23 protein-coding genes are annotated in these 24,071 nt (G+C 54.9%); 20 read left to right on the top strand and 3 right to left on the bottom strand.

Features of this window, described 5'->3' with window-relative positions:
- Nucleotides 1–146 precede the first annotated feature (146 nt).
- Entirely contained in the window at nucleotides 147–986 is an 840-nt protein-coding gene (comER, locus tag DL346_RS15555; RefSeq protein WP_112882970.1) for a late competence protein ComER, read from the bottom strand.
- Between the two features lie 178 nt (nucleotides 987–1,164).
- On the opposite strand from comER, the gene DL346_RS29310 reads away from it, so the two are divergent.
- The 3 genes from DL346_RS29310 to DL346_RS15540 all read left to right on the top strand — a co-directional run bounded on the left by DL346_RS29310 (nucleotide 1,165) and on the right by DL346_RS15540 (nucleotide 5,215).
- Nucleotides 1,165–1,665 (top strand): ComEA family DNA-binding protein, encoded by a 501-nt coding sequence (locus DL346_RS29310; protein ID WP_206098523.1) that lies wholly within the window; start codon nucleotides 1,165–1,167, stop codon nucleotides 1,663–1,665.
- Between the two features lie 199 nt (nucleotides 1,666–1,864).
- The gene (locus DL346_RS15545) at nucleotides 1,865–2,395 is read left to right on the top strand and encodes a deoxycytidylate deaminase (RefSeq protein WP_112882969.1); all 531 of its coding nucleotides are present in this window, start codon (nucleotides 1,865–1,867) and stop codon (nucleotides 2,393–2,395) included.
- Between the two features lie 153 nt (nucleotides 2,396–2,548).
- The gene (locus DL346_RS15540; RefSeq protein WP_112882968.1) at nucleotides 2,549–5,215 is read left to right on the top strand and encodes a ComEC/Rec2 family competence protein; all 2,667 of its coding nucleotides are present in this window, start codon (nucleotides 2,549–2,551) and stop codon (nucleotides 5,213–5,215) included.
- 59 nt (nucleotides 5,216–5,274) lie between these two features.
- On the opposite strand, the gene DL346_RS15535 is transcribed toward DL346_RS15540, so the two are convergent.
- A complete protein-coding gene (locus tag DL346_RS15535) occupies nucleotides 5,275–5,595 on the bottom strand; it encodes a hypothetical protein (RefSeq protein ID WP_112882967.1) in 321 nt (106 codons plus the stop codon).
- 117 nt (nucleotides 5,596–5,712) lie between these two features.
- Between DL346_RS15535 and DL346_RS15530 the strand changes: the two genes are divergently transcribed.
- The 4 genes from DL346_RS15530 (at nucleotide 5,713) to holA (ending at nucleotide 9,867) form a co-directional block, all read left to right on the top strand.
- Nucleotides 5,713–6,705 (top strand): D-2-hydroxyacid dehydrogenase, encoded by a 993-nt coding sequence (locus DL346_RS15530; RefSeq protein ID WP_240633185.1) that lies wholly within the window; start codon nucleotides 5,713–5,715, stop codon nucleotides 6,703–6,705.
- A gap of 230 nt (nucleotides 6,706–6,935) precedes the next feature.
- On the top strand, nucleotides 6,936–7,484 hold the full coding sequence (locus DL346_RS15525; RefSeq protein ID WP_112882965.1) for an RNA polymerase sigma factor: 549 nt from the start codon (nucleotides 6,936–6,938) through the stop codon (nucleotides 7,482–7,484).
- Nucleotides 7,481–8,596 carry an anti-sigma factor family protein gene (locus DL346_RS15520; protein WP_112882964.1) on the top strand — a complete coding sequence of 372 codons (1,116 nt, stop codon included), beginning with the start codon at nucleotides 7,481–7,483 and terminating at the stop codon, nucleotides 8,594–8,596. Before DL346_RS15525 ends, DL346_RS15520 begins: the two co-directional genes overlap by 4 nt.
- Nucleotides 8,597–8,844: 248 nt before the next feature.
- Entirely contained in the window at nucleotides 8,845–9,867 is a 1,023-nt protein-coding gene (gene holA / locus DL346_RS15515; RefSeq protein ID WP_112882963.1) for a DNA polymerase III subunit delta, read from the top strand.
- 65 nt (nucleotides 9,868–9,932) lie between these two features.
- Here holA and rpsT read toward each other — a convergent pair whose 3' ends face one another.
- Entirely contained in the window at nucleotides 9,933–10,205 is a 273-nt protein-coding gene (rpsT, locus tag DL346_RS15510) for a 30S ribosomal protein S20 (RefSeq protein ID WP_112882962.1), read from the bottom strand.
- A 189-nt stretch (nucleotides 10,206–10,394) separates the two neighbouring features.
- Between rpsT and gpr the strand changes: the two genes are divergently transcribed.
- The 13 genes from gpr (at nucleotide 10,395) to DL346_RS15445 (ending at nucleotide 23,887) form a co-directional block, all read left to right on the top strand.
- Nucleotides 10,395–11,399, top strand: a complete 1,005-nt coding sequence (gene gpr, locus DL346_RS15505) for a GPR endopeptidase (protein ID WP_112882961.1) — start codon at nucleotides 10,395–10,397, stop codon at nucleotides 11,397–11,399.
- Nucleotides 11,400–11,633: 234 nt separating this feature from the next.
- Nucleotides 11,634–12,905 (top strand): stage II sporulation protein P, encoded by a 1,272-nt coding sequence (gene spoIIP / locus DL346_RS15500; protein ID WP_112882960.1) that lies wholly within the window; start codon nucleotides 11,634–11,636, stop codon nucleotides 12,903–12,905.
- 27 nt (nucleotides 12,906–12,932) lie between these two features.
- Complete coding sequence (locus DL346_RS15495; protein WP_112882959.1) at nucleotides 12,933–13,406, top strand: hypothetical protein; 474 nt, start codon at nucleotides 12,933–12,935, stop codon at nucleotides 13,404–13,406.
- Nucleotides 13,407–13,472: 66 nt separating this feature from the next.
- A complete protein-coding gene (gene lepA / locus DL346_RS15490) occupies nucleotides 13,473–15,290 on the top strand; it encodes a translation elongation factor 4 (RefSeq protein WP_112882958.1) in 1,818 nt (605 codons plus the stop codon).
- A gap of 234 nt (nucleotides 15,291–15,524) precedes the next feature.
- The gene (hemW, locus tag DL346_RS15485) at nucleotides 15,525–16,682 is read left to right on the top strand and encodes a radical SAM family heme chaperone HemW (RefSeq protein ID WP_112882957.1); all 1,158 of its coding nucleotides are present in this window, start codon (nucleotides 15,525–15,527) and stop codon (nucleotides 16,680–16,682) included.
- A gap of 112 nt (nucleotides 16,683–16,794) precedes the next feature.
- On the top strand, nucleotides 16,795–17,256 hold the full coding sequence (locus DL346_RS15480) for an N-acetyltransferase (protein WP_112882956.1): 462 nt from the start codon (nucleotides 16,795–16,797) through the stop codon (nucleotides 17,254–17,256).
- A gap of 127 nt (nucleotides 17,257–17,383) precedes the next feature.
- Nucleotides 17,384–18,370, top strand: coding sequence for a C40 family peptidase (locus DL346_RS15475; RefSeq protein WP_112882955.1), 987 nt, complete (start codon nucleotides 17,384–17,386; stop codon nucleotides 18,368–18,370).
- Between the two features lie 250 nt (nucleotides 18,371–18,620).
- Nucleotides 18,621–19,646, top strand: a complete 1,026-nt coding sequence (gene hrcA / locus DL346_RS15470) for a heat-inducible transcriptional repressor HrcA (RefSeq protein ID WP_112882954.1) — start codon at nucleotides 18,621–18,623, stop codon at nucleotides 19,644–19,646.
- A gap of 56 nt (nucleotides 19,647–19,702) precedes the next feature.
- Nucleotides 19,703–20,266 (top strand): nucleotide exchange factor GrpE, encoded by a 564-nt coding sequence (grpE, locus tag DL346_RS15465; protein WP_420849573.1) that lies wholly within the window; start codon nucleotides 19,703–19,705, stop codon nucleotides 20,264–20,266.
- Nucleotides 20,267–20,337: 71 nt separating this feature from the next.
- Entirely contained in the window at nucleotides 20,338–22,185 is a 1,848-nt protein-coding gene (gene dnaK / locus DL346_RS15460) for a molecular chaperone DnaK (RefSeq protein ID WP_112882952.1), read from the top strand.
- A gap of 123 nt (nucleotides 22,186–22,308) precedes the next feature.
- On the top strand, nucleotides 22,309–23,442 hold the full coding sequence (dnaJ, locus tag DL346_RS15455) for a molecular chaperone DnaJ (RefSeq protein WP_112882951.1): 1,134 nt from the start codon (nucleotides 22,309–22,311) through the stop codon (nucleotides 23,440–23,442).
- A gap of 92 nt (nucleotides 23,443–23,534) precedes the next feature.
- Nucleotides 23,535–23,696, top strand: coding sequence for a YfhD family protein (locus tag DL346_RS15450; RefSeq protein WP_112882950.1), 162 nt, complete (start codon nucleotides 23,535–23,537; stop codon nucleotides 23,694–23,696).
- On the top strand, nucleotides 23,693–23,887 hold the full coding sequence (locus DL346_RS15445) for a hypothetical protein (protein ID WP_112882949.1): 195 nt from the start codon (nucleotides 23,693–23,695) through the stop codon (nucleotides 23,885–23,887). The genes DL346_RS15450 and DL346_RS15445 overlap by 4 nt, the downstream gene beginning before the upstream one ends.
- The last annotated feature ends 184 nt before the right edge of the window (nucleotides 23,888–24,071 follow it).

Here is a 24,071-nt window from a genome sequence, read left to right as displayed (position 1 = left end):
GTTTCTTCCAGGAAGAAACGGGAATAGCCGCATGTCGTCGGCTCGCAGTTTCATCCAGGAAGAAACGGGAGTAGCCGCATGTCGTTGGCTCGCAGTTTCTTCCACGTAAAGAAAGAGGTGAACGACCTCTTAACGCAAAGCATGCGTTAGGGGCCGTTCACCTCTTTGCCGTATAAAGATACCTTAACCCGGTCTAGGTCTTCGCGATACTTGGTGTGCGTCGTCCGGATTAGTCGGTTAAAGATGCCGTCAAGCTCGTGATTCAGCAGAGCCAGCGCCTGTGCGGTAATGCCGCCCGGCACGGCGACGCGGTTTTGCAGCTCCTCCGGCGTCATGCCGCCTGCGGTCAGCAGCTGCCCGGTGCCGAGCAGCATCTCGCTGGCAACGATGCGAGCCTGTTCGTGGGGGATGCCGGTTTCCTCAACCGCGGCATCGATGAACCGCTGCAGCAGATAGGCCATGATGGCCGGCCCGCAGCTTGATAAATCCGATACGACCCTCGTATGCTGCTCGTCGATCGGCAGCGGCTCGCTAATATAGGAGAGCAAGCCGGTCAGCCGGATTTTATCGGCATCGGTCATCCGGTCGCCGTACATACACAAGGAAACGCCGCTGCACATATAGTTGGTGATGCTCGGAATGACTTTGGCGATTTTGCAAGGAAGCGATTCCTCCAGCTGTTCGATCATGACCGGGCTCGTAATGGAGATGATGAGTTGCTGCGGCTGGACGACATCGCGAATTTGGTCGATCACGGTTTTGAACTCCATCGGCTTGATGCAAAGGAAGACCAGATCCTGGTTGATGACGGCATCGCGGTTCGAAGGGACGGCTTGGAGACCGGGATGGCGGTCGGCTAAACAAAGCGCTTTTGAAAAGGTACGGTTGCTGGCAGTAATTTGCGATGGCTTCAGCGCTCCCGATCCGATAAAGGTATCGATGAGCAGGCTGCCCATGCTTCCAATCCCGATAAATCCGACATTCATCGCAATCCCTCCTATGCGCTTAAGTGGCATCAGCGCAGCTTCAACTCCATTTTCAGCCTTGTTGCATGAGAAGCAACAGCGGTGCTCTTACTACGTTATGCGCGGCGGCAAGGCCAACATGACCAGTTACGCCGAATCGGAAATTTAAAGTTTATGAAACGTATGGGAGTGAGACGGTTTGAAAACAAAACGAACAGGAATCGATCGTCAGCTGCTGCTGATCGGTCTGCTGTTCTTGGCGGCGATCGCGCTGGCGGCTTCTGCTTTCGCACGTCCGCGGGCGGCTGCGCCGACCGGTTGGATTCCGGTGAACGCTGAGGTTGAACAGGCGTTAAAGCCGCTTGAGCAGGGCGGGGACGAGAAGAAGCCCGTGGCCAAAGCAGCGCAGGTTCATGAGAAGGCAGCGGAGAGTCATGCCGCTTCGCCGGCTGAGAGTCGAAGCAGCAAGCCGGCTGACGTCGTTAAGCCGAAAGCAGGCATGGGTAAAATCGATATTAATCATGCGACGGCCGAGGAACTGGATGCGATTCCGGGAATCGGCGCCGCAAAGGCGAAGTCTATTGTAGAAGACCGGAAGAAGAATGGCTTGTTCCGCAAAGCGGACGATTTGCTTCGCGTGAAGGGTATCGGTCCGAAGCTGCTGGAAAAAATGAAATCTTCAATTGTTGTCCAGCCTTGATTGTGCGACAATAAGCTATAATTGATCATACGTTACCTAGCCCGTACTAGTGCAGCCCGAATGCCGAAGCCGGCGAATTAGGCTGCGGGTCACGCGGAGCGTTCATATTTTTTGCATGATTTAACACATAGCAGCTATCAGCAATGATTCATTGATAATCATGTCAGCTCAAGCAGCACAAGGAGGAAGACTTGCAACGATGACCGAGGAATTTCAAGACAGCGACAGAAAAGACTGGGACACGTATTTCATGGATATCGCCTATATGGTTTCAACGCGCTCGCGCTGTCCGCGCAGGCATGTCGGCACCGTGCTGGTGCAGGGGAAGAAGCTGCTCGGCACCGCGTACAACGGCGCGCCTATGGGCGTGGCAGACTGCTCCGAGGATGGGTGCATGATCGTCGAGGAACTCGAGATGACGCAGGTCGGCGATACGGAACGAATGGTAAAGAAGCAGCGCTGCATCCGCACGATCCATGCAGAGCAAAATTTGCTTCTTTTTACAGACCGTATCGACCGGGAGGGTTCGACGGTTTATGTGACTGACCAGCCGTGCTGGACATGCGCGAACATGCTTGCCAACAGCGGCGTGCGCGAGATTGTGTATCACCGGGCTTACGCGAAGGACAGCGATAAAGTCATTTCGCTTATGCGTTTGAAGGGAATTGTGTTTCGCAATTTGGCTCACTATGAGCCGCCGGCTCAAGCCGGCATGAACGTGATCAGTTAACTTGCAGCATACGAGTGAGGAAGAACCTCCGGCTGCGCCGTTTGAAATAGCCCTGCATGTTTGATTGCCTTTGCCGGCATCTTGCAGACGCTGCTTCAATGGCGCTGTCGGAGGTTTTCTTGTTTGGCAGGCAATGGAGAAGGAGCGGATAGGATGCTTGGAAGAAGGCCGCTGATCTGGTTTACGGTTTGCTGGGTGCTCGGCGGCAGCTTGGCAGCAAGCTTAACGGGAGGCGGCGCTGCCTTAAGCGGAGCGGCATTGCTCGCAGCCATGGCAGGGCTTGCGCTGCTGCGCCGCGCTTCATGGCCGCTGGCTGTGGCTTGCATCGCCGCCTACTGGATTGCCGCAGGGCAGCGGATGTGGGTCGATTCGCATAATGTGACGGCGCTGACGGATCTGAGGAATGACGGATCGGCCGCGTTCGAAGCGGAGCTTCGCGGAACGATCGTTGCCCCGGCCGAAATCGACGGCGACCAAGTACGCTTCCGGGTAGCTGCAGACGCGGTCAAGCTGGTAGGCGAGCATGGCTCCAGGCAGCTAAACGGCGAGCGCATGCAGGTGCAGGTGAAGTTGGCGGCGCAAGCGGAGCTGGCAGAAGTTTCGGCATGGCGGCGCGGAAGCAAGGTTGTGCTGTCCGGCGAGCTGTCGGCGCCCGCTGCCGCCACCAATTTCGGCGGCTTCGATTACCGCAGGTATTTGCGAAGCCAGCGCATTCACTGGCAGTTCGGCGCGGAGGGCGCAGCCGCCGTTCGGACAAGCGCCGGATCGCGGTGGACGGCCGCGTCCATGCTCGGGTTTGTCGATGCTGCGAGGGCCGCTCTCGGCGAGCGCATGGACAGGCTGTATCCGGACCTGCAGTCCGGGTATATGAAAGGCCTCGTTCTTGGCATAACCGACGACCTCGATCCTACCGTATACCGCCAGTTCGCGCAGCTGGGTCTCACGCACATACTGGCTATCTCAGGCTTGCACGTCGCCGTATTCCTCTATGCGCTCGGCGGCCTGCTGCGCTTGGCGCGGCTGACACGGGAGCGCATGCTGCTGCTGCTCATCGCGGCTGTGCCGCTGTACGTGCTCCTCGCCGGAGCCTCGCCGTCGGTCGTGCGCGCCGGCATCATGGCCATGCTCGGCCTAGCCGCGGCACGCTTGCACAAGCTTGGCGATGGGCTGCACCTCCTGGCCGCCGCCGCGCTGGCCATGCTCGCCGCAGACCCGTACATGCTCGGAAACGTCGGCTTCCAGCTGTCGTTCCTCGTCACGGCCGGTCTGATCCTCGGCGCAGCGCCCGTGCGCGGCTGCTTGCCTGCCGGGCGGCACCGTCTGACGAAGGCGCTGCTCGATTTGCTTGCCGTGACCGCCGTCGCCCAAGCGGTCTCGCTTCCGCTGACAATCTACTACTTTAACGCCATTCATCTGCTGTCGATTCCGGCGAATTTAGTGCTGGTGCCGTTCATCAGCTTCATCGTAATGCCGCTTGGGGGCGCATCTCTGCTGCTGGCCAGTCTTTGGCAGCCGGCAGGCGCGCTGCTGGCTCAAGCAGCCGTGCTGGGCAATAAGCTGACCTTCGCGTTCGTGAACGAGCTGAGCGGAAGGATGAGCTTCCGGCTAATTTGGGCGACACCGCCGATTTGGTGGGTGGTGTCTATCTACGCCGCGCTCGGGCTTGGTTTTGCCATGCTCGGAAGGATCCGAAATGATCGTCGCGCAGCCGAAGCGGCGGATCAAGACGGGGATTCTAGGAATCTCGAAGATACAGACCTGACGCAGCCGATCGGCAGGGAGAGCCGAGGAACCATGATTCCGCAAGGCATCCCGTTTATTCGGATCGGAATGGCTTCGCCGCGCCGCAAGCGTCAAACCCGCAATTTCTTGACATGCTCGGCTATCGGCCTGACTTTGCTCCTCTGGTGGGCGTATCATCCGGATTTTCGCGACCGGCATGCTTATGCGGACTTTATCGATGTCGGCCAAGGCGACGCGATCTTGATCCGGACGCCGGGCGGCAAGCATCTATTAATCGATGGCGGCGGAGCTATGCGGTTCGGCGGCAAGGAAAGCTGGCGCGAGCGGAAGGACCCGTTCGAGGTCGGGCGGAAGCTGCTCGTGCCGCTGCTGCAGCAGCGCGGCGTGCACCGGATCGATTTGCTCGTCGTCTCGCATCTGGACAGCGACCATATCAAAGGGCTGCAAGCGGTGCTTGAAACGATACCTGTCAAAGGCGTTCTGTGGAACGGTACGATGAAAGCTTCAGGCGATGCGTTAACGCTGCTCAGGAAGGCGCTGAATGCGGATATTCCGCTCTATAGAAGCATGCCAGGGCTGATTTGGCAGCCGGATGCTCATTCGACGATCGAATTGCTCGGCGGGGCGTCCGAAGGCAATCACATTGCACAGGTCGAAGAACAGAACGGGCAAAGCGTCGCTCTAATCCTCCAATTCTACAACCGGCGGTTTCTGTTTGCCGGAGATGCCGATGTTCAGCAGGAGCAGCTGCTGGTCGAGCAGCATCGACGAATCGCGAACGCTTCACGAATGATCGCCGCAGCTGCTGATGCCAATCCGTTTGTCGATGTCATGAAGTTGTCCCATCACGGAAGCAAGACGTCCACCTCCGAGGCGTGGCTGGCCTACTGGCAGCCGAAGCGCGCCGTCATATCCGTCGGACGCACCAACAGTTACGGCCATCCTTCGCAGGACGTATTGTCCCGACTCACTGCAGCGAAAGTGCCCGTCAGCCGAACCGATACGGACGGTGAGGTACAATTTCGGGTCAGCCCGGACGGTTCGCTTGCCCGGAGAAACAAAATCCCCGGCTTCTGAGCCGCGTCGCGGCCCGAAGTCGGGGATTCTTTTCTTGACGGCCTTTCAGCGAGGCCCGGTTATGAAGTAAGCGATTTGATTTTTTTGGCCAAATCCATCCGTTTAGCCTTCAGCGTCCCGATGAGCTCGAGAATGGTCGTTTCCTCCTCGGGGGTTGCGCTCTGCTTCAAGTGGGCAATCAGCTCCATCATTTGATGATTGACCGTATTGAATTGCTGCAACAGCTCATCTCTTGCCGCACGAAGCGTCTCTTCGCGCTCCAACTCTTCCTTCCGGCGCATAGCTTCAAGCAGCTGCTCCTGCCAATCGCGATCGCCAATCTGCTTGGCAAAGTTATATAGATCCAAATAATCGTCCATCCAGTGGCTCGTCATGGTCATCGGAGGTCTCCTTTCAAGCGCGGTGCGTTTTATCTCGTATTATACTTGGATTGGGCGAAAGGTCAAAGCTTTCGCTCCCAAATCCGTTTGACAGCGCTCTTGCACCGGTGGTAATCTGTGGCAAAGTACGGATTCGCAAAGGAGCTGTCTATGGGAACGATCGTATCGGTACATTCTTTCAATCAAAAGCAGGCCGCGGCCATTCAAGAGGCTTGTCCGGGCTATCGTTATGTGGACGTCAGCGGTTTCGAAACGGAAGAGGCAAGGGCGGCGCTGAAGAACGCGGAGATCATTCTGGGCTTTAACCGCGATGTGCTGAAAATCATTTATGCCGACGACAATCAGCTGCGCTGGCTGCAGAACTTAGGCGCGGGCGTCGACCAAATTCCGCTCGAGCGGCTTCAATCGCTCGGCGTGATGCTGTCGACGGCATCCGGCGTACACCCGAACGCCATTTCGGAGTCGATCTTTGCCATGCTGCTTTCGCTCACCAGGAAGGTGCATGCAGCGATACGCAACCAGCAGACGCAGACTTGGAAACCCTCCAAGGAGACGGGCGAGGCGCACGGCAAAACGATCTCGATCATTGGCGCCGGCGCAATCGGCACGGAAACGGCCAAAATCGCACAAGCCTTCGGCATGCGCGTCCTCGGAATCCGCAGGACGGGCGAGTCTGCGCAGTGGTTTGACGCTATGCATACGGTCGACCGGTTGAACGAGGTGCTGGCGCAGAGCGACTACGTCGTCAACTGCCTGCCGCTGACGAACGAAACGCGCCATTTGTTCGGCGGGGAGCAATTTGCCGCCATGAAGACGTCCTCGATCTATATCAATATCGGCCGAGGCGGCACGACGGATACGGCCGCGCTCATCGATGCGCTGCAGCAGGGACGGATTGCCGGCGCCGGATTGGACGTGTTCGAACAGGAACCGCTTCCGAAGGAGCATCCGCTTTGGAAACTCGAGAATGTGATTCTTACCCCGCACGAAACAGGCAACACGCCCTATTATATGGACCGTGCGCTGACGATTGTCATCGAGAATCTAAAGCACTATATCAGCAATGGCAAGCCGTGTCGCAATATGGTGAACTGGCAGACGCAATATTAACGCCGCCGTCCTCCGCAACGATGGTCCTATGTCTCGAATCGGCCGTACATCTCACTGGAAAATTCTAGTAGGGTGTACGGTTGTTCTGTTTTCTGCTATCATTTTGTATAGTATTGTTTTTTTAAATCGACTTGAAAAAACTGCCTTAAGATTTTATAAAGAATGTTTCAGGCTTGGTGCAACATTATAACGAACCTTTCCGTCTGAAAGGTTGCAAGGGGGGATCCTCCGTGGTAGAGCCAGGCCTAATCAAAGCCGCGCAAGCCGGCGATGGCGAAGCTCTTATTTCTCTATTGCGCGAGATTGAGAATCATGTGTACCGGACAGCCTACTATATTGTAGGCAATGAGCAGGATGCGATGGACGCCGCTCAGGAAGCACTTATCCGCATTTATACGAAGATCGGGACTTACGAAGAGAAGGCCCAATTCAAAACCTGGGTGCAGCGCATCGTCACGAATATATGCATTGATAAATTCCGTCGCAGCAAACCAACGGTTTCCATCGATGAACATGAAATGGTGTTTCAGGACCATCAGTCTGTCGAGGAGGAAGTGCTTTCTTCCTATGCCGCGCAGGATATCCGCAAGGCGATCGACAAGCTGCCTGAGCATCACCGGGCGGTTGTCGTCCTACGGTATTTGCAGGACTTTTCGTATAACGAAATCGCTGATTCGCTCGATCTGCCGCTAAACACGGTCAAATCTTATTTATTCCGGGCAAGACAGCAGCTGCAGACGTACCTGCACGATTATCAGAGAGGGGGTGTCCGAGGATGAATTGTCAAGAGGTGATGGACTATATGCAACGACAGCTTGATGACGATCTGGATGAGCGGGAAATCGAAATCTTGATGACTCATACGCGGCATTGCCCGGAATGTACAGCCATGATGGAACGGCTTCAAATGCTCTCTTCGGGTTTGACCAGCCTGCCGAAGGTAACGCCGAGCTACAGCTTGGTGGATGCGATTTTGCCGCGGTTGGCCGAGCTTCAAACTGCGCAGGAAGGAATCGAGACCGACGCGAAGCCTTTTGGCATGACAAGCGAGCAGTCCGAGTCGGCAAGACGCCTTCCGTCCAAGCGAAAATGGACGGATCGTTTCTCGATTCGCGCGCTGGGCGGCGTCATAGCGGCTGGTGTTATTGTCGGCTTGTTTATCGTCAATTATAATCCGAATCGCTCGCCGGGCGATTCGGACGGCAACATGACGGCGTCGTCTGAGGATCGGTCGAGCTTTGTCGCGGCGAACGACTCGGCAGCTTCAGACACGGCGATGGATACGACTGATTCGGCGAATGCCGCAGCCGCGAATGAAGCGGCTCCGGCAGAAGAGCCTCAAACGGAGGCAGCTCCTTCTTCTTCAGACGATCAGTCGATGTTGAAGAGCATGGATAGCCGCAACGTCGATCCGAACGGCGAAACGATGCCGCCGCTAACGTCGGCTTCCGAGGATAACGGCGAGCCTGTTGTGAAGGGCAATTCACCGAATTATGAATTTTCCGGCCAAAGCGACGGCGGCGCGGCTGCAGATGCAGGCGCCACTGACAATGCTTTGGAAGACACCGGGGATGTCGCCAACAAAGCCGATACGGAGGTATCCGACACGGATCACCAGAATAGTATAGCCTCCAAAGAACCGGTCATGGCGTCTCCGATCTCTAAGGACGGGAATTACCAAGCTTTTGTTGTCGAGGATACGGTGCGCATTTATACGGTGCAGGACAGTCTGATGATTTTCCAAGGTCCGAAACGGGCGGAAATCGCAAACTTGAAGTGGTCTGAGGACAGTTCGGTGCTGACTTATGAGGCCAAGAACGCGGATGGGACGAAGCAGGTATACGCTGTCGATCCGAAGACGCAATCCGAACAGCTTCAATCTAGTAAATAATCCGGCCGATGATGCACACTTTGCGTGACGTTCGCGTATGGTGTAGGGAGCAGGAAACCAGTCATAGGACGGCACCTTGACGTCGTATGACCATTCGCAGCCGGTACCATGGGCCGTTAGCTTGCGAGTGTTTATATAGATGTTCGGGGACAAAGGGATGAGTCGCGCATGCTGACTTCATCCCTTTGTTGCGTTTTTCGCGGAATGGCGCTATCGTAATGGTGGTGGTTCAAAGGGGGACTCGTACCGTGGAATTGAAGGATGTCATGAAGGAATGGAAGGCGGGCAAGTTTCGTCCCGTCTACGTGCTATATGGGAAAGACCGTTACCGGATGCGGCAGTTTATTGCAAATCTGACGGAGAGGCTGCTGCCGCCCGAAGAGCAAGAGCTTGGCGTCATCAAGTTCGATATGTCGGAAACGCCAGTCGAGGAGGCGGTTGCGGAGGCGGAGACGCTGCCATTCTTCGCCTCGCGCAAGCTCGTGCTGGTTCGTGATGCCTCGGTGCTGGCCGCGGCGTCCGGCAAGGAATCGAAGCTGGAGCATAGGACGGACGCGTTGATCGCCTATTTGAAGCAGCCGAACGAGAGCAGCGTCATCGTGTTCCAGGTCATGGCGGAGAAGCTGGATGAACGCCGTAAGGTCGTGAAGCTGCTTAAGGAACAGGACGCGCTCATTCCATTCCAGGAGCTTCAGGAAAATGAGCTGCTGCAGTGGACGGCGAAGCGCGCCGAGGAGCAGGGAAGGTCGATCAGCCGCGACGCTGCACAGCTGCTGTTGGCCCGTACGGGGACGAACATGCAGCAGCTGGCTCACGAAGTGGACAAGCTGTGCCTTCATGCGGGCAGCGGCGGCTCGATCAGCGTTGCGGATGTGGAGCAGCTCATTGCATCGACGGTGGAAGAGGACGTCTTCGCCTTGATCGACGCGATGGCTTCCTTGCAGGTGGAGAGGGCGCTGAAGCTGTACGGCGAGCTGCTGCTGCGGCGCGAGGAGCCGATCAAGATCGCTGCGCTAATCGCGCGGCAGTTCCGCATTATGCTGCAGGTTAAGGAGCTGGAGCAGCACAATTACTCACCGCAGCAGATGGCCGGACAGCTGGGCTTGCATCCGTATGCAGTCAAGCTGGCGGCGGAGAAGGCGAAGCGGTTCAGCGCACAGACGCTCGGGAAGCATCTGAACAAGCTGGCGGAGCTCGATTATGGAATGAAAACGGGCAGAATCGACAAGACGCTCGGGTTGGAACTGTTTCTGCTGTCGCTGGCAGCATAATGAAGAAATAAAAAAAGTCCTGCTTCTGCGCGCGAGGCGAAAAAGCAGGACTTTCATTTGTTTGATTAGGCTTGAGCGCTAAGCGCGTTAAGCTTTTTAGCCAAGCGCGACTTCTTGCGAGCAGCTGCATTTTTATGAATCAGGCCTTTAGTTACAGCTTTATCAAGCTTCTTTGTAGCGTTGATCAGAGCTGCTTTAGCAGCTTCAACATCAGTTGCAACAACAGCTTGGTCAGCAGCTTTAACGGCCGTGCGAAGAGCTGATTTTTGCGAAGCGTTCAAAGCGCGGCGTTTCTCGATTGTTTTAACGCGTTTGACAGCGGATTTAATGTTCGGCATTGCATTCACCTCCTGTAAAAAGGGAAGACCCTTTGTAACAACACAACTTGACATAGTGTATCACGGGCATGGACAAAAAGCAATAGCGGCTTGCAGCCGGATCATGCCATTCCTATCGTTTGACCGCATAAATCAGGTACCGCTTTCGCAAACTAGACAACAAACGGATGGAAGGAGCGCCCTTATAACATGAGTGAGCTTGACCTGCAACAGTTTAATGTGGGCATCGATTTGGCGCTGGAAGCGAAAGAACTGGCCGAATCAGCGGGGAAAGGCCCGATTCCGGGCGTGCTGTCGGAGGTTTCGGAAGATGGCGGGATAACAATCACGAGGCTGGAAGTGACAACCGAGGAAGGCTCCCGGATCATGGGCAAAATGATGGGGAACTACGTGACCTTCGAGGTACCGGAATTGCGCAAGCAGGATACGGGGCTGCAGGACCGGGTAGCGACGAAGCTAGCTCAGGAATTCGCGAATTTTCTTGAACGGATCGGCGTCGGCAAGACAGCTAACGTGTTGATTGTCGGGCTTGGCAACTGGAACGTGACGCCCGACGCGCTCGGTCCGATCGTCGTCGAGAATGCACTCGTGACCCGTCATTTCTTCGAGCTGATGCCGAACGAGGTGGCGCCGGGCTACCGCAACGTCAGCGCCGTCGCGCCGGGCGTGCTTGGCATCACGGGCATCGAGTCCAGCGATATCGTGCAAGGGATTGTCGACCGTTCGAAGCCGGACCTGATCATCGCAATCGATGCGCTCGCATCCAAGGCGCTGGAGCGGGTGAACACGACCATTCAAATCGCGGATACCGGCATTCATCCGGGCTCGGGCATCGGCAATAAGCGTCGGGGCATTACGAAAGAAATACTTGGCGTGCCGGTTGTGGCGATCGGGGTACCGACCGTTTTGTACGCGTCGACCATCGTCAGCAACAGCATCGATCTCATGCGGGAGCACTTGAAGAAGCATGCGAATCAGGCCGACGGCTTCATGGGGCTGCTTGACTCCATCGACGAGAATGAACGGCTGCAGCTTGTCCGGGAGGCGCTTGGGCCGCTTGGCCACGATTTGCTCGTCACCCCGAAAGACATCGACCAGTTCATTGAGGATATCGCCAATATCGTCGCAAGCGGTTTGAACGCTGCGCTGCATGAGGCGGTGGACAAAACGAACGTATCCGCATATACGCATTAGAATCGACGCGCTTTGTTTGAGGGGCCGACCCAGAAGTCATCCAGGATGACGATGGGGCGGCTTTTTTTTGTGCGCTCGAAACTCCTCGAATCTATCTGCTCTATCGACTCTATTAAACCGGAATGCCGACTCTACTAAACTTTCGGTTCTATTAAAAAGACTTGCCACATAAAGTGATACTAGCCTAGTGCGCGATAAGCAAACCACCACTACGGATACTGGGAGGAACTTGTAATGAAACGATTGATCGTGACCTTGAACCTTGCCAAGAGCAGCATGCGCCTGCGTCAGCTGCTCGTAGCCGGCCGTACCTTCGCCTTGTTGTCGATCGGATCGATGATCCTTGTCATTGTAGTCGGAATCGGTGCCATCCTGCACCAAAATACGGCCTCGTCGCCCATATCCTTGATGAAAGGGTTTGCCGCGACGGTGTCCAGCGGATTATTTAAAGACATGCTGTCGATGGAACTACCGGGAACGGGCGAAGGGGAAGCGCATACCGCGATTAACGGCCGCCAAATCAGCACGTTTCTGATCCGGCTGCTGACGGACATTAACCCTGCGGATCCGAAAAGCTTGCTCGCAAGCCAGTATCCGGGATTGGCCCATGACGACACCGTCATTTTGCGGCCTACATCCGGCACGGACGCATCGGTCGAGCAGCAGGACCACAACGAAATCCCCGATTCGCCTGGATCCGATAACCCGGACGGCATCATTTCCGATTCCGGGCGCCCGGACTTCGAAACGCCTGCCGATGACGAAACGGCACCAGACGAGACAGTCTCGGACCCCGCGGAAGACGAGCCCGATTCCGGCAGCGTCCCGCCGAATCAGGACGAGCCCGCCAAGCCGACAACCGGCGGCAGAAAAGTCGTTTTCATCTATCACTCCCACGGCAGGGAATCCTGGTTCCCTGAAATCAGCAGCAAAAAATACGCCGAATCCCCGGTGAAAAATATATCGCTACTGGGCAAGAGGCTTGCCATGCAGCTGGAAAAGAACGGCGTCGGCGCGCTTCAATCGTCAACGGATTATCCTACCGCGATTAAAGATTACAATTGGAACCTATCCTATAAGTATTCGAAGAAAACGGTTCAAGAGGCAATGGCCTCGAACAAAGATTTAACCTTCTACTTCGATATCCACCGGGATTCCCAGCGCCGCAAGAACACCACGATCAAAATCAACGGCATCGACTACGCCCAAGTTTATTTTATCATCGGACTCGGCAACGCGAATTGGAAGAAGAACGAAGCGTTTGCCAATAAGATCCAAGAGAAGATGGAGAAGCAGTACCCCGGCTTGTCGCGCGGCATACTGGGCAAATCCTCCGCCAGCGGCAACGGCGAATATAACCAGTCGCTTTCGCCGGACAGCGTCCTTATCGAGATCGGGGGCGTCGACAACACGCTTAAGGAATCGTACCGCACGGTAGACGTGCTTGCGAAAATTATCGCCGAGCTCTATTGGGATGCTGAGAAGGTCAGCGCACCGGCCAAATAGGAACAATAACGAGATAGAAGGGAAGAAATGACCATGCGCAGTCAATCGATGAAAATGGCGCTTATCGGAGGAGCTGTTGCGCTCATTATTTTGTTCGGCATAGATATGGCATCCAGCGGGATCGAGCGTGTTTACGGCCCTGTCGAAGGGAGCGTTCAGTCCGTCGATCCTGCCGGGTACTCTTCTTCTGCCTCGCTGCCAAGCGAAGAGGTTATCGGTACCGAAGAAGCGAAAGGCGGCGAGCTTCCCGAGAATCAGGCGGATCTTTCGGGACGGCGGACGGTAGCGGATGCGCAGCACGGCCGCACGGAAGAGGAAATCCGCAAGGAGTATGAACGAAAGCTGCAGGAGGAGCTGAATAAGCGGTTGACCGGGCTGCCTGATTTGCGCAGCGACGCGACCGTTAATAAGGTGGCGGACGGTACGGCAGGCATGCTGCAGACGATGTCGGCCAAGGGGATCCGAATGGTCGTTTCGTTTTTTGAATCGGTTACGGATTGAAGGCTCCCCCTCTTGCTGTTATAATTATAAGAATGATTAGCAATTAGGTACCTCTGGGGGTTTAGCATGGCGGACGTACGTGACAGACAAAAGAAAATTCGCAACTTCTCAATTATCGCCCATATCGATCATGGGAAATCGACGCTGGCCGACCGGATTCTCGAATATACCGGCGCGCTTTCATCGCGCGAAATGCAAGAGCAGGTGCTCGACCAAATGGACCTCGAGCGCGAGCGCGGCATCACGATAAAGCTGCAGGCCGTTCGGCTTGGCTATAAAGCCGATGACGGCGAAGAATACATCCTTAATCTGATTGATACGCCGGGACACGTCGACTTTACGTACGAGGTTTCGCGCAGCTTGGCGGCATGCGAAGGCGCTTTGCTCGTCGTAGACGCGGCGCAAGGGATCGAAGCTCAAACGCTTGCCAACGTGTACTTGGCGCTCGACAACAACCTGGAAATCATTCCGGTGCTGAACAAAATCGATTTGCCAAGCGCCGAGCCGGAGCGCGTGAAGCAGGAGATCGAAGATGTCATCGGTCTCGATGCCAGCGATGCTGTGCTGGCTTCCGCGAAGGCGGGCATCGGCATCAAGGAAATTTTGGAGCAGGTCGTTACGAAGGTTCCGGCACCGACCGGCGACCCGGACGAGCCGCTAAAAGCGCTTATTTTCGACTCGCACTACGATCCTTACAAAGGGGTTATCGTTTACGTGCGCGTCATCGACGGACATATTAAAGCAGGCAAGAAAATCCGCTTCATGGCGACAGGCGCCGAGTTTGAAGTCATCGAGGTCGGCGCGTTCATGCCTCGCATGGGCATTGTTAGCGAGTTGTCCGTCGGCGACGTAGGCTTTGTCGTTGCGGGCATCAAGAACGTGAAGGATACGCGTGTCGGGGATACCGTGACCGATGCGAAGAAGCCTGCGGCCGGAGCGCTGCCGGGCTACCGCAAAATCAACCCGATGGTATTCTGCGGCTTGTATCCGATCGAAACGCAGGACTATAACGATCTTCGCGACGCCCTCGAGAAGCTCGAGCTGAACGACGCTTCGCTACGCTACGAGGCGGAGTCGTCCACGGCGCTGGGCTTCGGCTACCGCTGCGGCTTCCTTGGCTTGCTGCACATGGAGATCATTCAAGAGCGGATCGAACGCGAGTTCAATATTCCTCTCATTACGACGGCGCCGAGCGTAGTGTACCGCGTTACGCTGACGAACGGCGAAGTCATTGAAATCGACAACCCGTCGAACTATCCGGAAGTCGGCAAAATCGAATACGTCGAGGAGCCGTACGTCAAAGCGGCGATTATCGTGCCGAACGATTACGTCGGGGCGATCATGGAGCTTTGCCAAGGCAAGCGCGGCGAGTTCGTCAACATGGAATACCTTGACACGAACCGCGTAACGATAACGTACGATATGCCTCTGTCGGAGATCGTTTACGATTTCTTCGATCAGCTGAAGTCGAGCACGAAGGGCTATGCGTCCTTCGACTACGAGCTCTCCGGCTACCGCCAGTCCAAGCTGGTCAAAATGGACATTCTGCTGAACAACGAACAGGTGGATGCCTTGTCCGTCATCGTGCACCGCGACCGCGCTTACCAACGCGGACGGATCATTTGCGAGAAGCTCAAGGAACTGATCCCCCGCCAAATGTTCGAGGTACCGGTACAGGCGTCGATCGGTCAGAAGGTTATCGCCCGTGAAACCGTAAAAGCGATGCGCAAGAACGTACTTGCCAAGTGTTATGGCGGTGACATTAGCCGTAAGCGGAAGCTGCTTGATAAGCAGAAGGAAGGCAAGAAACGGATGAAGCAGGTGGGCAGCGTCGAGGTGCCTCAAGAGGCATTCATGGCGGTTCTTAAGATAGACGAGGATTAAGTTTATGCGCGTAGGTGATGGCCTCCGGCCGGTAATGGATTCCGCTCGCTGTTGCAGCCAGATTTCCTGAACGATTTCTACAAGGTAGAAATATGGCTGCAAAGGCGACCACTTCGTTGCTTCATTCCATTACCGGCCTGCGGCCCCTCAACGCTGCATTTAAAAGGGAGCATAAGAGCTCCCTTGTTTTTATTTCAAGGGAGCATTAGCGATGGAGTAAGGAGGAAAGACAACATGCTTATGCACGCGCCGAGGGCGCTTTATATTCATATCCCGTTTTGCACGAACAAGTGCCATTACTGCGATTTTACGTCTTACGTCCTGCGCGGGCAGCCGGTTGACGCTTATCTCGATGCGCTGGAGCAGGAAATGGCGCGGACGGTCGAAGGGCTTCCGCCTGAAGAGATCCGCACCGTATTTGTCGGAGGCGGTACGCCGACGGTGTTGACGCCTCCGCAGATGGAACGGTTTCTGGCGTCCGTGAAGCGCTATTTCCCGATTGCGCCGGATGCCGAGTTTACGATGGAAGCGAATCCGGGGACGGTGGAGACGGACAAGCTGTTCGCCATGAAGGCGGGCGGCGTCAACCGGATCAGCTTCGGCGTGCAATCGTTCGATAACGGGCTGCTGGAACGGATTGGCCGCATCCATAATGTCGACGACGTCTATCGGAGCATCGAGGAGGCGCGCGCCGCGGGATTCGATAATCTGTCCATCGACCTCATGTTCGGCTTGCCTGGCCAAAGCGTGGAGCAGCTGGCGGACAGCGTGAACCGCGCCTTGCAGCTCGGGCTGCCGCACTATTCGCTGTACGGGCTGAAGGTCGAGGAGAACACGTTGTTCCATGCGCTTTACGAGCGGAATGAACTGCCGCTTCCCCCGGAGGAAGATGAGCTGGCGATGTACATGCTGCTGATCGACAAGCTGAAGGCGGAAGGCTTTCACCACTATGAAATCAGCAATTTCGCCAAACCGGGTTATGAGAGCAGACATAATATCACTTACTGGCGCAATGAGCCCTATTATGGCCTAGGAGCGGGCGCTCACGGCTATGCAAGGGGCGAACGCCACGTCAACATCAAAGGCATTCAGCCTTACATCGATTCGGCCGCAAGCCGACTGCCGCGGCTCGAGACGAATCCGGTGCCGGAACGCGAGGCGATGGAGGATTTCATGATGGTCGGGCTTCGCATGCTCGATGGCGTCCGTAATGATAGCTTCGCCGCTCAGTTCCCTGGCCATATGATCGAGAACATTTTCGGCGAGGCACTCCGTAACCTGCTTGCTCAAGGTCTGATTGAGCGTACGGCAACTAACGGCAGCGGATACCGGTTGTCCGAGAAAGGGATTCCGCTAGGCAATGAGGTATTCGGCGCGTTTATCGGCGATTAAGCCTGCCGATGTCATGGCAAATTATCCTTGTGTTAAGATTCACATTGTTGTATATTTATTCGTGTTATATTTGCAATGAACTACGGAGTTTACGGTGGTGGAGGCGAGTGAGATGCAAGCGGTATGCAGAAAGGCGACCGAGAACGATATCGATACATTAGTGGATTTAATAGCAGGGTACGCCGAGAAGGGAATTATGCTGCCGCGGTCTCGCGACATGCTGAAGCGTCATATTCATACATTCGTCGTCGCGGAGGTTGGCGGAGAAGTTGTAGGCTGCGGTTCGCTGACGCAGCTTGGCGCCGACCTGGTTGAAATCCGCTCGCTTGGCATATCGGAAGGTTATAAGGGGCTTGGCATCGGAAGCAAGCTGGTCGACCAATTGATTCATGAGGCGAAGGAACAAAACATCCCCAAAGTGATGGCATTGACCTACGAAGTCAACTTTTTCGAGAAGAACGGCTTTTCGGTCGTGAATAAAGAAATTTTCCCCGAGAAGGTATGGACCGACTGCATCCACTGCGCGAAGCAGCATTGCTGCGATGAAATAGCGGTGCTTCGCACGTTGAACTAATATTGCGATAATATAAGCCCCTCTGCTGAGGGGTTTTTCTTTTTGTACTTGGTGTCTCATACTCCCGCACCGGAAAGGCCATAATAATCTCCCGTATGGACAGCAATCGATACAGGAGGAACCGCAATTGACGAAACGATTCCCGATCTTCATTTTACTCGCTCTCCTATTGGCTTCGTGTTCGATTACAAATGACAATTCGAACAAATTAAAGAAAACCGCTACCGGCTCCATCGTGAACGTAAAGGGTCATAAACTGGGGATTGGTCAAGATAAACCGAAGCCGATTCCGACCGAATACTGGATGCGCGATGGAAAGGTTTGGATTCCCGCGGAACGCGCTGCGGCGCTGTATGATTACCGCTATGAGCTGGAGCCCAAGAGCCGTACCGCTTCTATGGGGCCAATGGATCCGTTGTTTAAGCTGACCGCTGATTCCAAAAAGGCGAAAGTCGGCGACGAAACGGTCGAGCTGCGCAACGCTCCGAGAATGATGAACGACCGGCTCTATGTCGAGATCAGCTCGCTTTCGCAGCTTTGGCACACTCCGATCGAATGGGACGGCAAAATCAATTCCGTGATCGTGACCCCGCCGAAAACGGAACAGCCTGGGCAAACAATCAGCCTTGGAACGTCGGGCAGCCGGCTGAGAACCAGAAATGTTGTGCCCGATGACGGGTTCGCGCCGCTTGCGATGAACAGGGATAGTGACTGGTACAAAGCTTCGGCCAAGGCAAGTAAAATCATCGAGTACGGCAAGAAGTTTATGGGAGTGCGATACAAATTCTCCGCAGAACCGTATAAACAAAGCCGCAGATTCGATTGCTCGTCATTTATGCAGCATATCTACAACTATGTAGGCATTGAACTGCCGCGCACCTCTAAGTCGCAATCCAAGGTCGGAAAGCTGGTTGCCCGCGATGAACTTAAGCCTGGCGATCTTATTTTCTTCTACACGCCAGGCAGGTACAGCAGCAACAAAATCGTCTCCCATGTCGGCATTTACATCGGGAATAACAAGGTCCTTCAAACGTATGGCGATCCCGGCGTTACCATCACCGAGCTTGAAGGCAGCTGGGATCAACGTTATTTGTGGGCGAGAAGGGTGCTGTAGGTTTGCTCCAATGCTTTCTTCCGCTAAGCCCCTCGATTAGAGGGGCTTATTTGTTATTTTCTTCAAAAGATTGTCTCCAAATAATGGGCCGTTTATATCCGGTTCTGACTTGACAATTGCTAAGCGGGTTTGGTATTTTTGTAGTAATGATTAGCACTCACCGATAACGAGTGCTAACGGCGAAAGATGAAGGCTGTACAGGCAAGCTGAATGGAAAATTACGACCTGAAACGAACCGGGAGGGATTGCGATGTTAACTGATCGGCAGCGAATGATTTTGAATGTCATCATAGACGATTATATCCGCTCGGCGGAGCCAATTGGTTCGCGCAGTATTTCGAAGCGAAGCGACGTCAGCTTCAGTCCCGCGACGATTCGAAACGAAATGGCGGATTTAGAGGAGCTTGGGTTTCTGGAGCAGCCGCACACTTCGGCAGGACGTATTCCATCCATAAAAGGCTACCGGTATTACGTCGATCATCTCGTAAGATTGAGTCAAGTCAATGAACAGGACCGGCAGATGCTTCGCTCTTTTTTTACCGAGAAGGTAAGCCAGATGGAGCAAATCATCCAGCATGCGGCGATGATTCTGTCTAACCTGACGAATTATACGAGCATTGTGCTGGGGCCGGAAACGATGGCGAACTCGCTCAAGCATTTTCAGCTCATACCGATCAGCGACGATACGGCGGTCGCGATTATTGTCACGAATACCGGACATGTCGAGAACCGCACGATTTCGATTCCTGAGGACATGAGCATGGAGGAGATGCAGCAGGCTGTCAATATTTTGAACAGCAAGCTGATCGGCGTGCCGATCTCCAGGCTTAAATCGAAGCTCTATACAGAGGTCGGTCAAGAGCTTGGCCGTTACGCGGATCAGTGCGAGAGGCTGCTAGGCATTTTGGACGAAGCGATCGTAGACGATGATGAACACAGGGTGTTTCTGAGCGGCACGACGAACATGTTGACGCAGCCGGAGTTCAAGGACGTCGACAAAGTCAAAACCGTACTCGATCTGCTCGACGAAACGCCGACAATTAAGCAAATGTTCAGCACGCTTCCGAGCGGTATTCAAGTCCGAATCGGGACAGAAAATACGCACGAAGCGATTAACAACTGCAGTCTGATTACAGCAACCTACTCGGCGCAGGGCAAACAGCTTGGCACAATCGGCATTTTGGGACCGACCCGGATGGACTACGGCAAAGTCATCAGCCTGCTCGATTTGCTGTCCAAGGATATGGCAAAGTTGCTCGCCCGCTGGTACAAGTGAAGGCTGAGAGCAATAGGCAAGTGGATTATTTTCAGGAGGTGTAAGTGCACGTGTCTGTGAATGAACAGCATACAGATGAGGAACATAAACAGGAAGAGTACAACGCTGAGAACGAAGCACAACTAAATGAAGAAGCGGCTGCTCCCGCTGACAACGAGGGCGGGGCATCCGACTCCCGTTTGGAGGAGCTTGCAAAGCTGGCTGAAGAGAACCAGCAACGATATTTAAGAGCTCAAGCCGATTTCGACAACTTCCGCCGCCGGACGATGAAGGAGAAGGAAGAGCTTGCGCAATACGCTTCCATGAAGCTAATCGGGCAGCTGCTGCCCGTTGTCGATAACTTCGGCCGCGCGCTGGAGGCAGCGAAGAGCGGCGGCGACGTCGAATCGTTCTCCAAGGGCGTCGACATGATCTTCCGCCAGCTGGAGCAGGTGCTGGAAGCCGAGGGGCTTAAAGCGATGGATGCGGTCGGACAGCCGTTCAACCCGGATTTCCATCAAGCGATCATGCAAGTCGAATCCGATGAGCATGGAGAAGGCATCGTCGTGGAAGAAGTACAGAAGGGTTACGTTCTAAAGGATAAAGTACTGCGTCCCGCTATGGTGAAAGTCAGCGGCTAACGTTCAGTTAACCATACAATTTTGGAAGACGCATATAGCCAGTCATGACCTTTTGAGGAGGAATTCTAATTATGAGTAAAGTAATCGGTATCGACCTTGGTACAACCAACTCTTGCGTAGCGGTAATGGAAGGCGGCGAAGCCGTCGTTATCCCGAATCCGGAAGGCAACCGCACGACGCCGTCCGTCGTCGGCTTCAAGAAAGACGGCGAGCGTATCGTCGGCGAATCGGCGAAACGCCAAGCGATCACAAACCCTGACCGCACGATCATGTCCATCAAGCGCCACATGGGCACGAACCATAAAGAAGTAATCGACGGCAAAGATTTCTCGCCGCAAGAAATTTCGGCAATCATCCTGCAAAAATTGAAAGCTGACGCAGAAGCTTACCTTGGTCAAAACGTAACGCAAGCGGTAATTACCGTTCCTGCTTACTTCAACGACAGCCAGCGCCAAGCGACGAAGGATGCGGGCAAAATCGCAGGCCTTGAAGTGCTGCGTATCGTCAACGAGCCGACTGCAGCAGCGCTTGCATACGGTCTTGAGAAATCCGAAGATCAAACGATCCTCGTCTATGACCTTGGCGGCGGTACGTTCGACGTATCGATCCTAGAGCTGGGCGATGGTTTCTTCGAAGTTAAAGCGACTAGCGGCGACAACCGTCTCGGCGGCGACGACTTCGACCAAGTCATCATCGACTACCTCGTTTCCGAATTCAAGAAAGAACAAGGCGTAGACCTTTCCAAAGATAAAGCGGCTGTACAACGTTTGAAGGACGCGGCTGAGAAAGCGAAGAAAGAGCTGTCCGGCATGCTGACTTCGACGATTTCCCTGCCGTTCATCACCATGGTTGACGGCGTACCGCAGCACTTGGAGCTCAGCCTGACTCGCGCGAAATTCGAAGAATTGTCCGCTGGTCTCGTAGAGCGCACGCTTGGCCCGACTCGTCAAGCGCTTAGCGATGCCGGCATGTCCCCAAGCGACATCGATAAAGTCGTCCTTGTCGGCGGTTCGACGCGTATTCCTGCCGTTCAAGAAGCGGTGAAGAAGCTGATCGGCAAAGAGCCGCACAAAGGCGTTAACCCGGACGAGGTTGTAGCCTTGGGCGCAGCTGTTCAAGCCGGCGTATTGACTGGCGACGTGAAAGACGTCGTATTGCTCGACGTAACTCCGCTGTCGCTCGGCATCGAAACGGCAGGCGGCGTATTCACGAAGATGATCGAACGCAATACGACAATCCCTACTAGCAAATCGCAAGTGTTCTCGACGTATGCGGACAATCAGCCGAGCGTTGAAATCCACGTGCTGCAAGGTGAGCGTCAAATGGCTGCAGGCAACAAAACGCTTGGCCGCTTTACGCTCGGCGACATTCCTTTGGCACCGCGCGGCGTACCGCAAATCGAAGTTTCTTTCGATATCGACGCCAACGGTATCGTAAACGTATCTGCGCTTGACAAAGGAACAGGCAAGAGCCAGAAGATCACCATTACGTCCTCCGGCGGTTTGTCCGAGGAAGAAATCGACCGCATGATGAAAGACGCGGAGCTGAACGCGGAAGAAGACCGCAAACGCAAAGAGCTTGTTGAAGCGAAGAACAGCGCCGACCAGCTGGTCTACTCCGTCGACAAAACGATCAAAGAGCTTGGCGATAAAGTAGACGCGAGCGAAATCGCGAAAGCGAACGAAGCGAAAGAAAAAGTAACGGCAGCGATCGCAACGGACGATGTCGAGCAAATCAACGCGGCTGCAGAAGCGCTGACCGAAATCGTACAGCAGCTTTCCGTGAAGCTGTATGAGCAAGCGCAAGCGGCTCAAGGCGCGGAAGGCGCAGGTCCGGAAGCGGGCGCCGGCACAGGCGAAGCTAAAGGCAGAGACAATGTAGTCGACGCGGATTACGAAGTTGTAGACGACAAGAAATAAGTTATGGTGTAAAGTTATCCGTAAACGGTGCGCCGTCCGAAAAAAGTTTGGACGGCGCAGCCGTTTTTCGCATGTCTAAGCAATCATGGGTATATAGGCAAATAGGAGACGGGGTGACGGATTTTGGCAGATAAGCGGGACTATTACGAGGTGCTGGGCGTTGGGAAAGACGCCAGTGACGATGACATTAAAAAAGCGTATCGAAAGATGGCGCGCCAATATCATCCGGACGTGAACAAAGCGGCGGATGCGGAAGCGAAATTCAAAGAAGTGAAGGAAGCCTACGACGTGCTAAGCGACGCAGGCAAACGCGATACGTATGACCGGCACGGGCATATCGATCCGAACCAAGGCTTCGGCGGCGCGGGCGATTTCGGCGGCGGCTTCGGCGATATTTTCGATATGTTCTTCGGCGGCGGCGGCGGCGGACGCCGCGATCCGAACGCTCCTCAGCGCGGCAACGATTTGCAGTACACGATGACGATCGAATTCAAGGAAGCGGTATTCGGCAAAGAAACGGAAATCACGATTCCGCGGACAGAAACTTGCGACACTTGCGTAGGCTCTGGCGCCAAGCCGGGCACGAAGCCGGAGACCTGTACGGTCTGCCGCGGCACCGGCCAACAGGAAGTGGTGCAGAATACGCCGTTTGGCCGCATGGTGAACCGCAGAGCGTGCTCGAACTGTCACGGCGCGGGCAAAATCATCAAAGAAAAATGCGGTACGTGCCATGGCTCGGGCAAAGTGAAGAAGCAGCGTAAAATCAATGTGAAAATTCCGGCCGGCGTCGATGAAGGCGCTCAAATCCGTTTGTCCGGCGAAGGCGAAGGCGGAACACGCGGAGGCCCATCCGGAGATCTGTACATTGTGATTCGCGTGAAGCCGCATGATTTCTTCGAGCGCGAGAACGACGATATTTACTGCGAAGTACCGCTGACCTTCGCTCAAGCCGCGCTCGGCGATGAGATCGAGATCCCGACGCTGACGGAGAAGGTCAAGCTGAAAATTCCATCCGGCACCCAGACGGGCACCTATTTCCGCTTGAAAGGAAAAGGGGTTCCGCGTCTTCGCGGCTACGGACAAGGCGACCAGCATGTGAAAGTTACCGTCGTAACGCCGACATCCCTGACCGAGGAACAGAAGGATTTGCTTCGCCAATTCGCAGGCGTCGGCACGGCAAGCGTCAGCGGAGAGCCTCAGCATGAGCACCACGAATCGATCTTCGAGAAGATGAAGAAAGCGTTCCGGGGCGACTAGTCCGCTTCATGGCGGGCAGGCATAAGATCGCGTTCACTTGTTCATGCTAACCTTCGTGATTATAACAAGTCATTGAAGCGGAGGAGCGTACCATGAGCGAACAAGATCTGACTAAACAAAATTTCGCAGAGCTGCCGATCGGCAAAAACGAAGACGTGGAGTTCTCGGAGGAGCTGGCCGACGAGGATGATAAAAAGGCGATGCAGCGGGCTGCCGAAGCCGATGCCAGGGCGCAGTCGAGGGAGCAGCTATGACCGCGACCATCCATGCCACTTTCCAGAACGGGCAGGGAGCCCGCGAAGCGCAGCTGAAGCTGCAATCGCTGCGGGTGCTTCAAGTGGATGGAGGAACTGACGGCGCGTCGTTTACGGCGACGGTCGGTGACGATTTGATCGACCGCGCGCTTCATTTGATCGAACAAACCGGCGGAACGGCTACGATGTAAGATTAGAGACCGAGTTAGGGGCAGGACAATCTGCTCTGGACTCGGTCTTTTTTGCTTTAACGAACCAGATGAGATTATCCAGCCTTGTGAAACGTTTCGACCTGTGGCAATATGAACATAGAATGACGAAGTAGAACCAAGTAGAACCAAAACCAATAGCGAACCAAGCCCGAGGAGGAACCAA

Origin of the sequence: Paenibacillus montanisoli (assembly GCF_003268025.1) — a bacterium.
In the GTDB taxonomy this organism is placed as follows: domain Bacteria; phylum Bacillota; class Bacilli; order Paenibacillales; family Paenibacillaceae; genus Paenibacillus_Z; species Paenibacillus_Z montanisoli.
This window is presented reverse-complemented; position numbering and strand designations above follow the sequence as displayed.

Coding starts and splice junctions, on each gene's coding strand:
- comER (WP_112882970.1), bottom strand. CDS start 986: ATGAATGTCGGATTTATCGGGATTGGAAGCATGGGCAGCCTGCTCATC.
- DL346_RS15545 (WP_112882969.1), top strand. CDS start 1,865: ATGACCGAGGAATTTCAAGACAGCGACAGAAAAGACTGGGACACGTAT.
- DL346_RS15540 (WP_112882968.1), top strand. CDS start 2,549: ATGCTTGGAAGAAGGCCGCTGATCTGGTTTACGGTTTGCTGGGTGCTC.
- DL346_RS15535 (WP_112882967.1), bottom strand. CDS start 5,595: ATGACCATGACGAGCCACTGGATGGACGATTATTTGGATCTATATAAC.
- DL346_RS15520 (WP_112882964.1), top strand. CDS start 7,481: ATGAATTGTCAAGAGGTGATGGACTATATGCAACGACAGCTTGATGAC.
- rpsT (WP_112882962.1), bottom strand. CDS start 10,205: ATGCCGAACATTAAATCCGCTGTCAAACGCGTTAAAACAATCGAGAAA.
- gpr (WP_112882961.1), top strand. CDS start 10,395: ATGAGTGAGCTTGACCTGCAACAGTTTAATGTGGGCATCGATTTGGCG.
- spoIIP (WP_112882960.1), top strand. CDS start 11,634: ATGAAACGATTGATCGTGACCTTGAACCTTGCCAAGAGCAGCATGCGC.
- DL346_RS15495 (WP_112882959.1), top strand. CDS start 12,933: ATGACCATGCGCAGTCAATCGATGAAAATGGCGCTTATCGGAGGAGCT.
- lepA (WP_112882958.1), top strand. CDS start 13,473: ATGGCGGACGTACGTGACAGACAAAAGAAAATTCGCAACTTCTCAATT.
- hemW (WP_112882957.1), top strand. CDS start 15,525: ATGCTTATGCACGCGCCGAGGGCGCTTTATATTCATATCCCGTTTTGC.
- DL346_RS15480 (WP_112882956.1), top strand. CDS start 16,795: ATGCAAGCGGTATGCAGAAAGGCGACCGAGAACGATATCGATACATTA.
- hrcA (WP_112882954.1), top strand. CDS start 18,621: ATGTTAACTGATCGGCAGCGAATGATTTTGAATGTCATCATAGACGAT.
- dnaK (WP_112882952.1), top strand. CDS start 20,338: ATGAGTAAAGTAATCGGTATCGACCTTGGTACAACCAACTCTTGCGTA.
- DL346_RS15450 (WP_112882950.1), top strand. CDS start 23,535: ATGAGCGAACAAGATCTGACTAAACAAAATTTCGCAGAGCTGCCGATC.
- DL346_RS15445 (WP_112882949.1), top strand. CDS start 23,693: ATGACCGCGACCATCCATGCCACTTTCCAGAACGGGCAGGGAGCCCGC.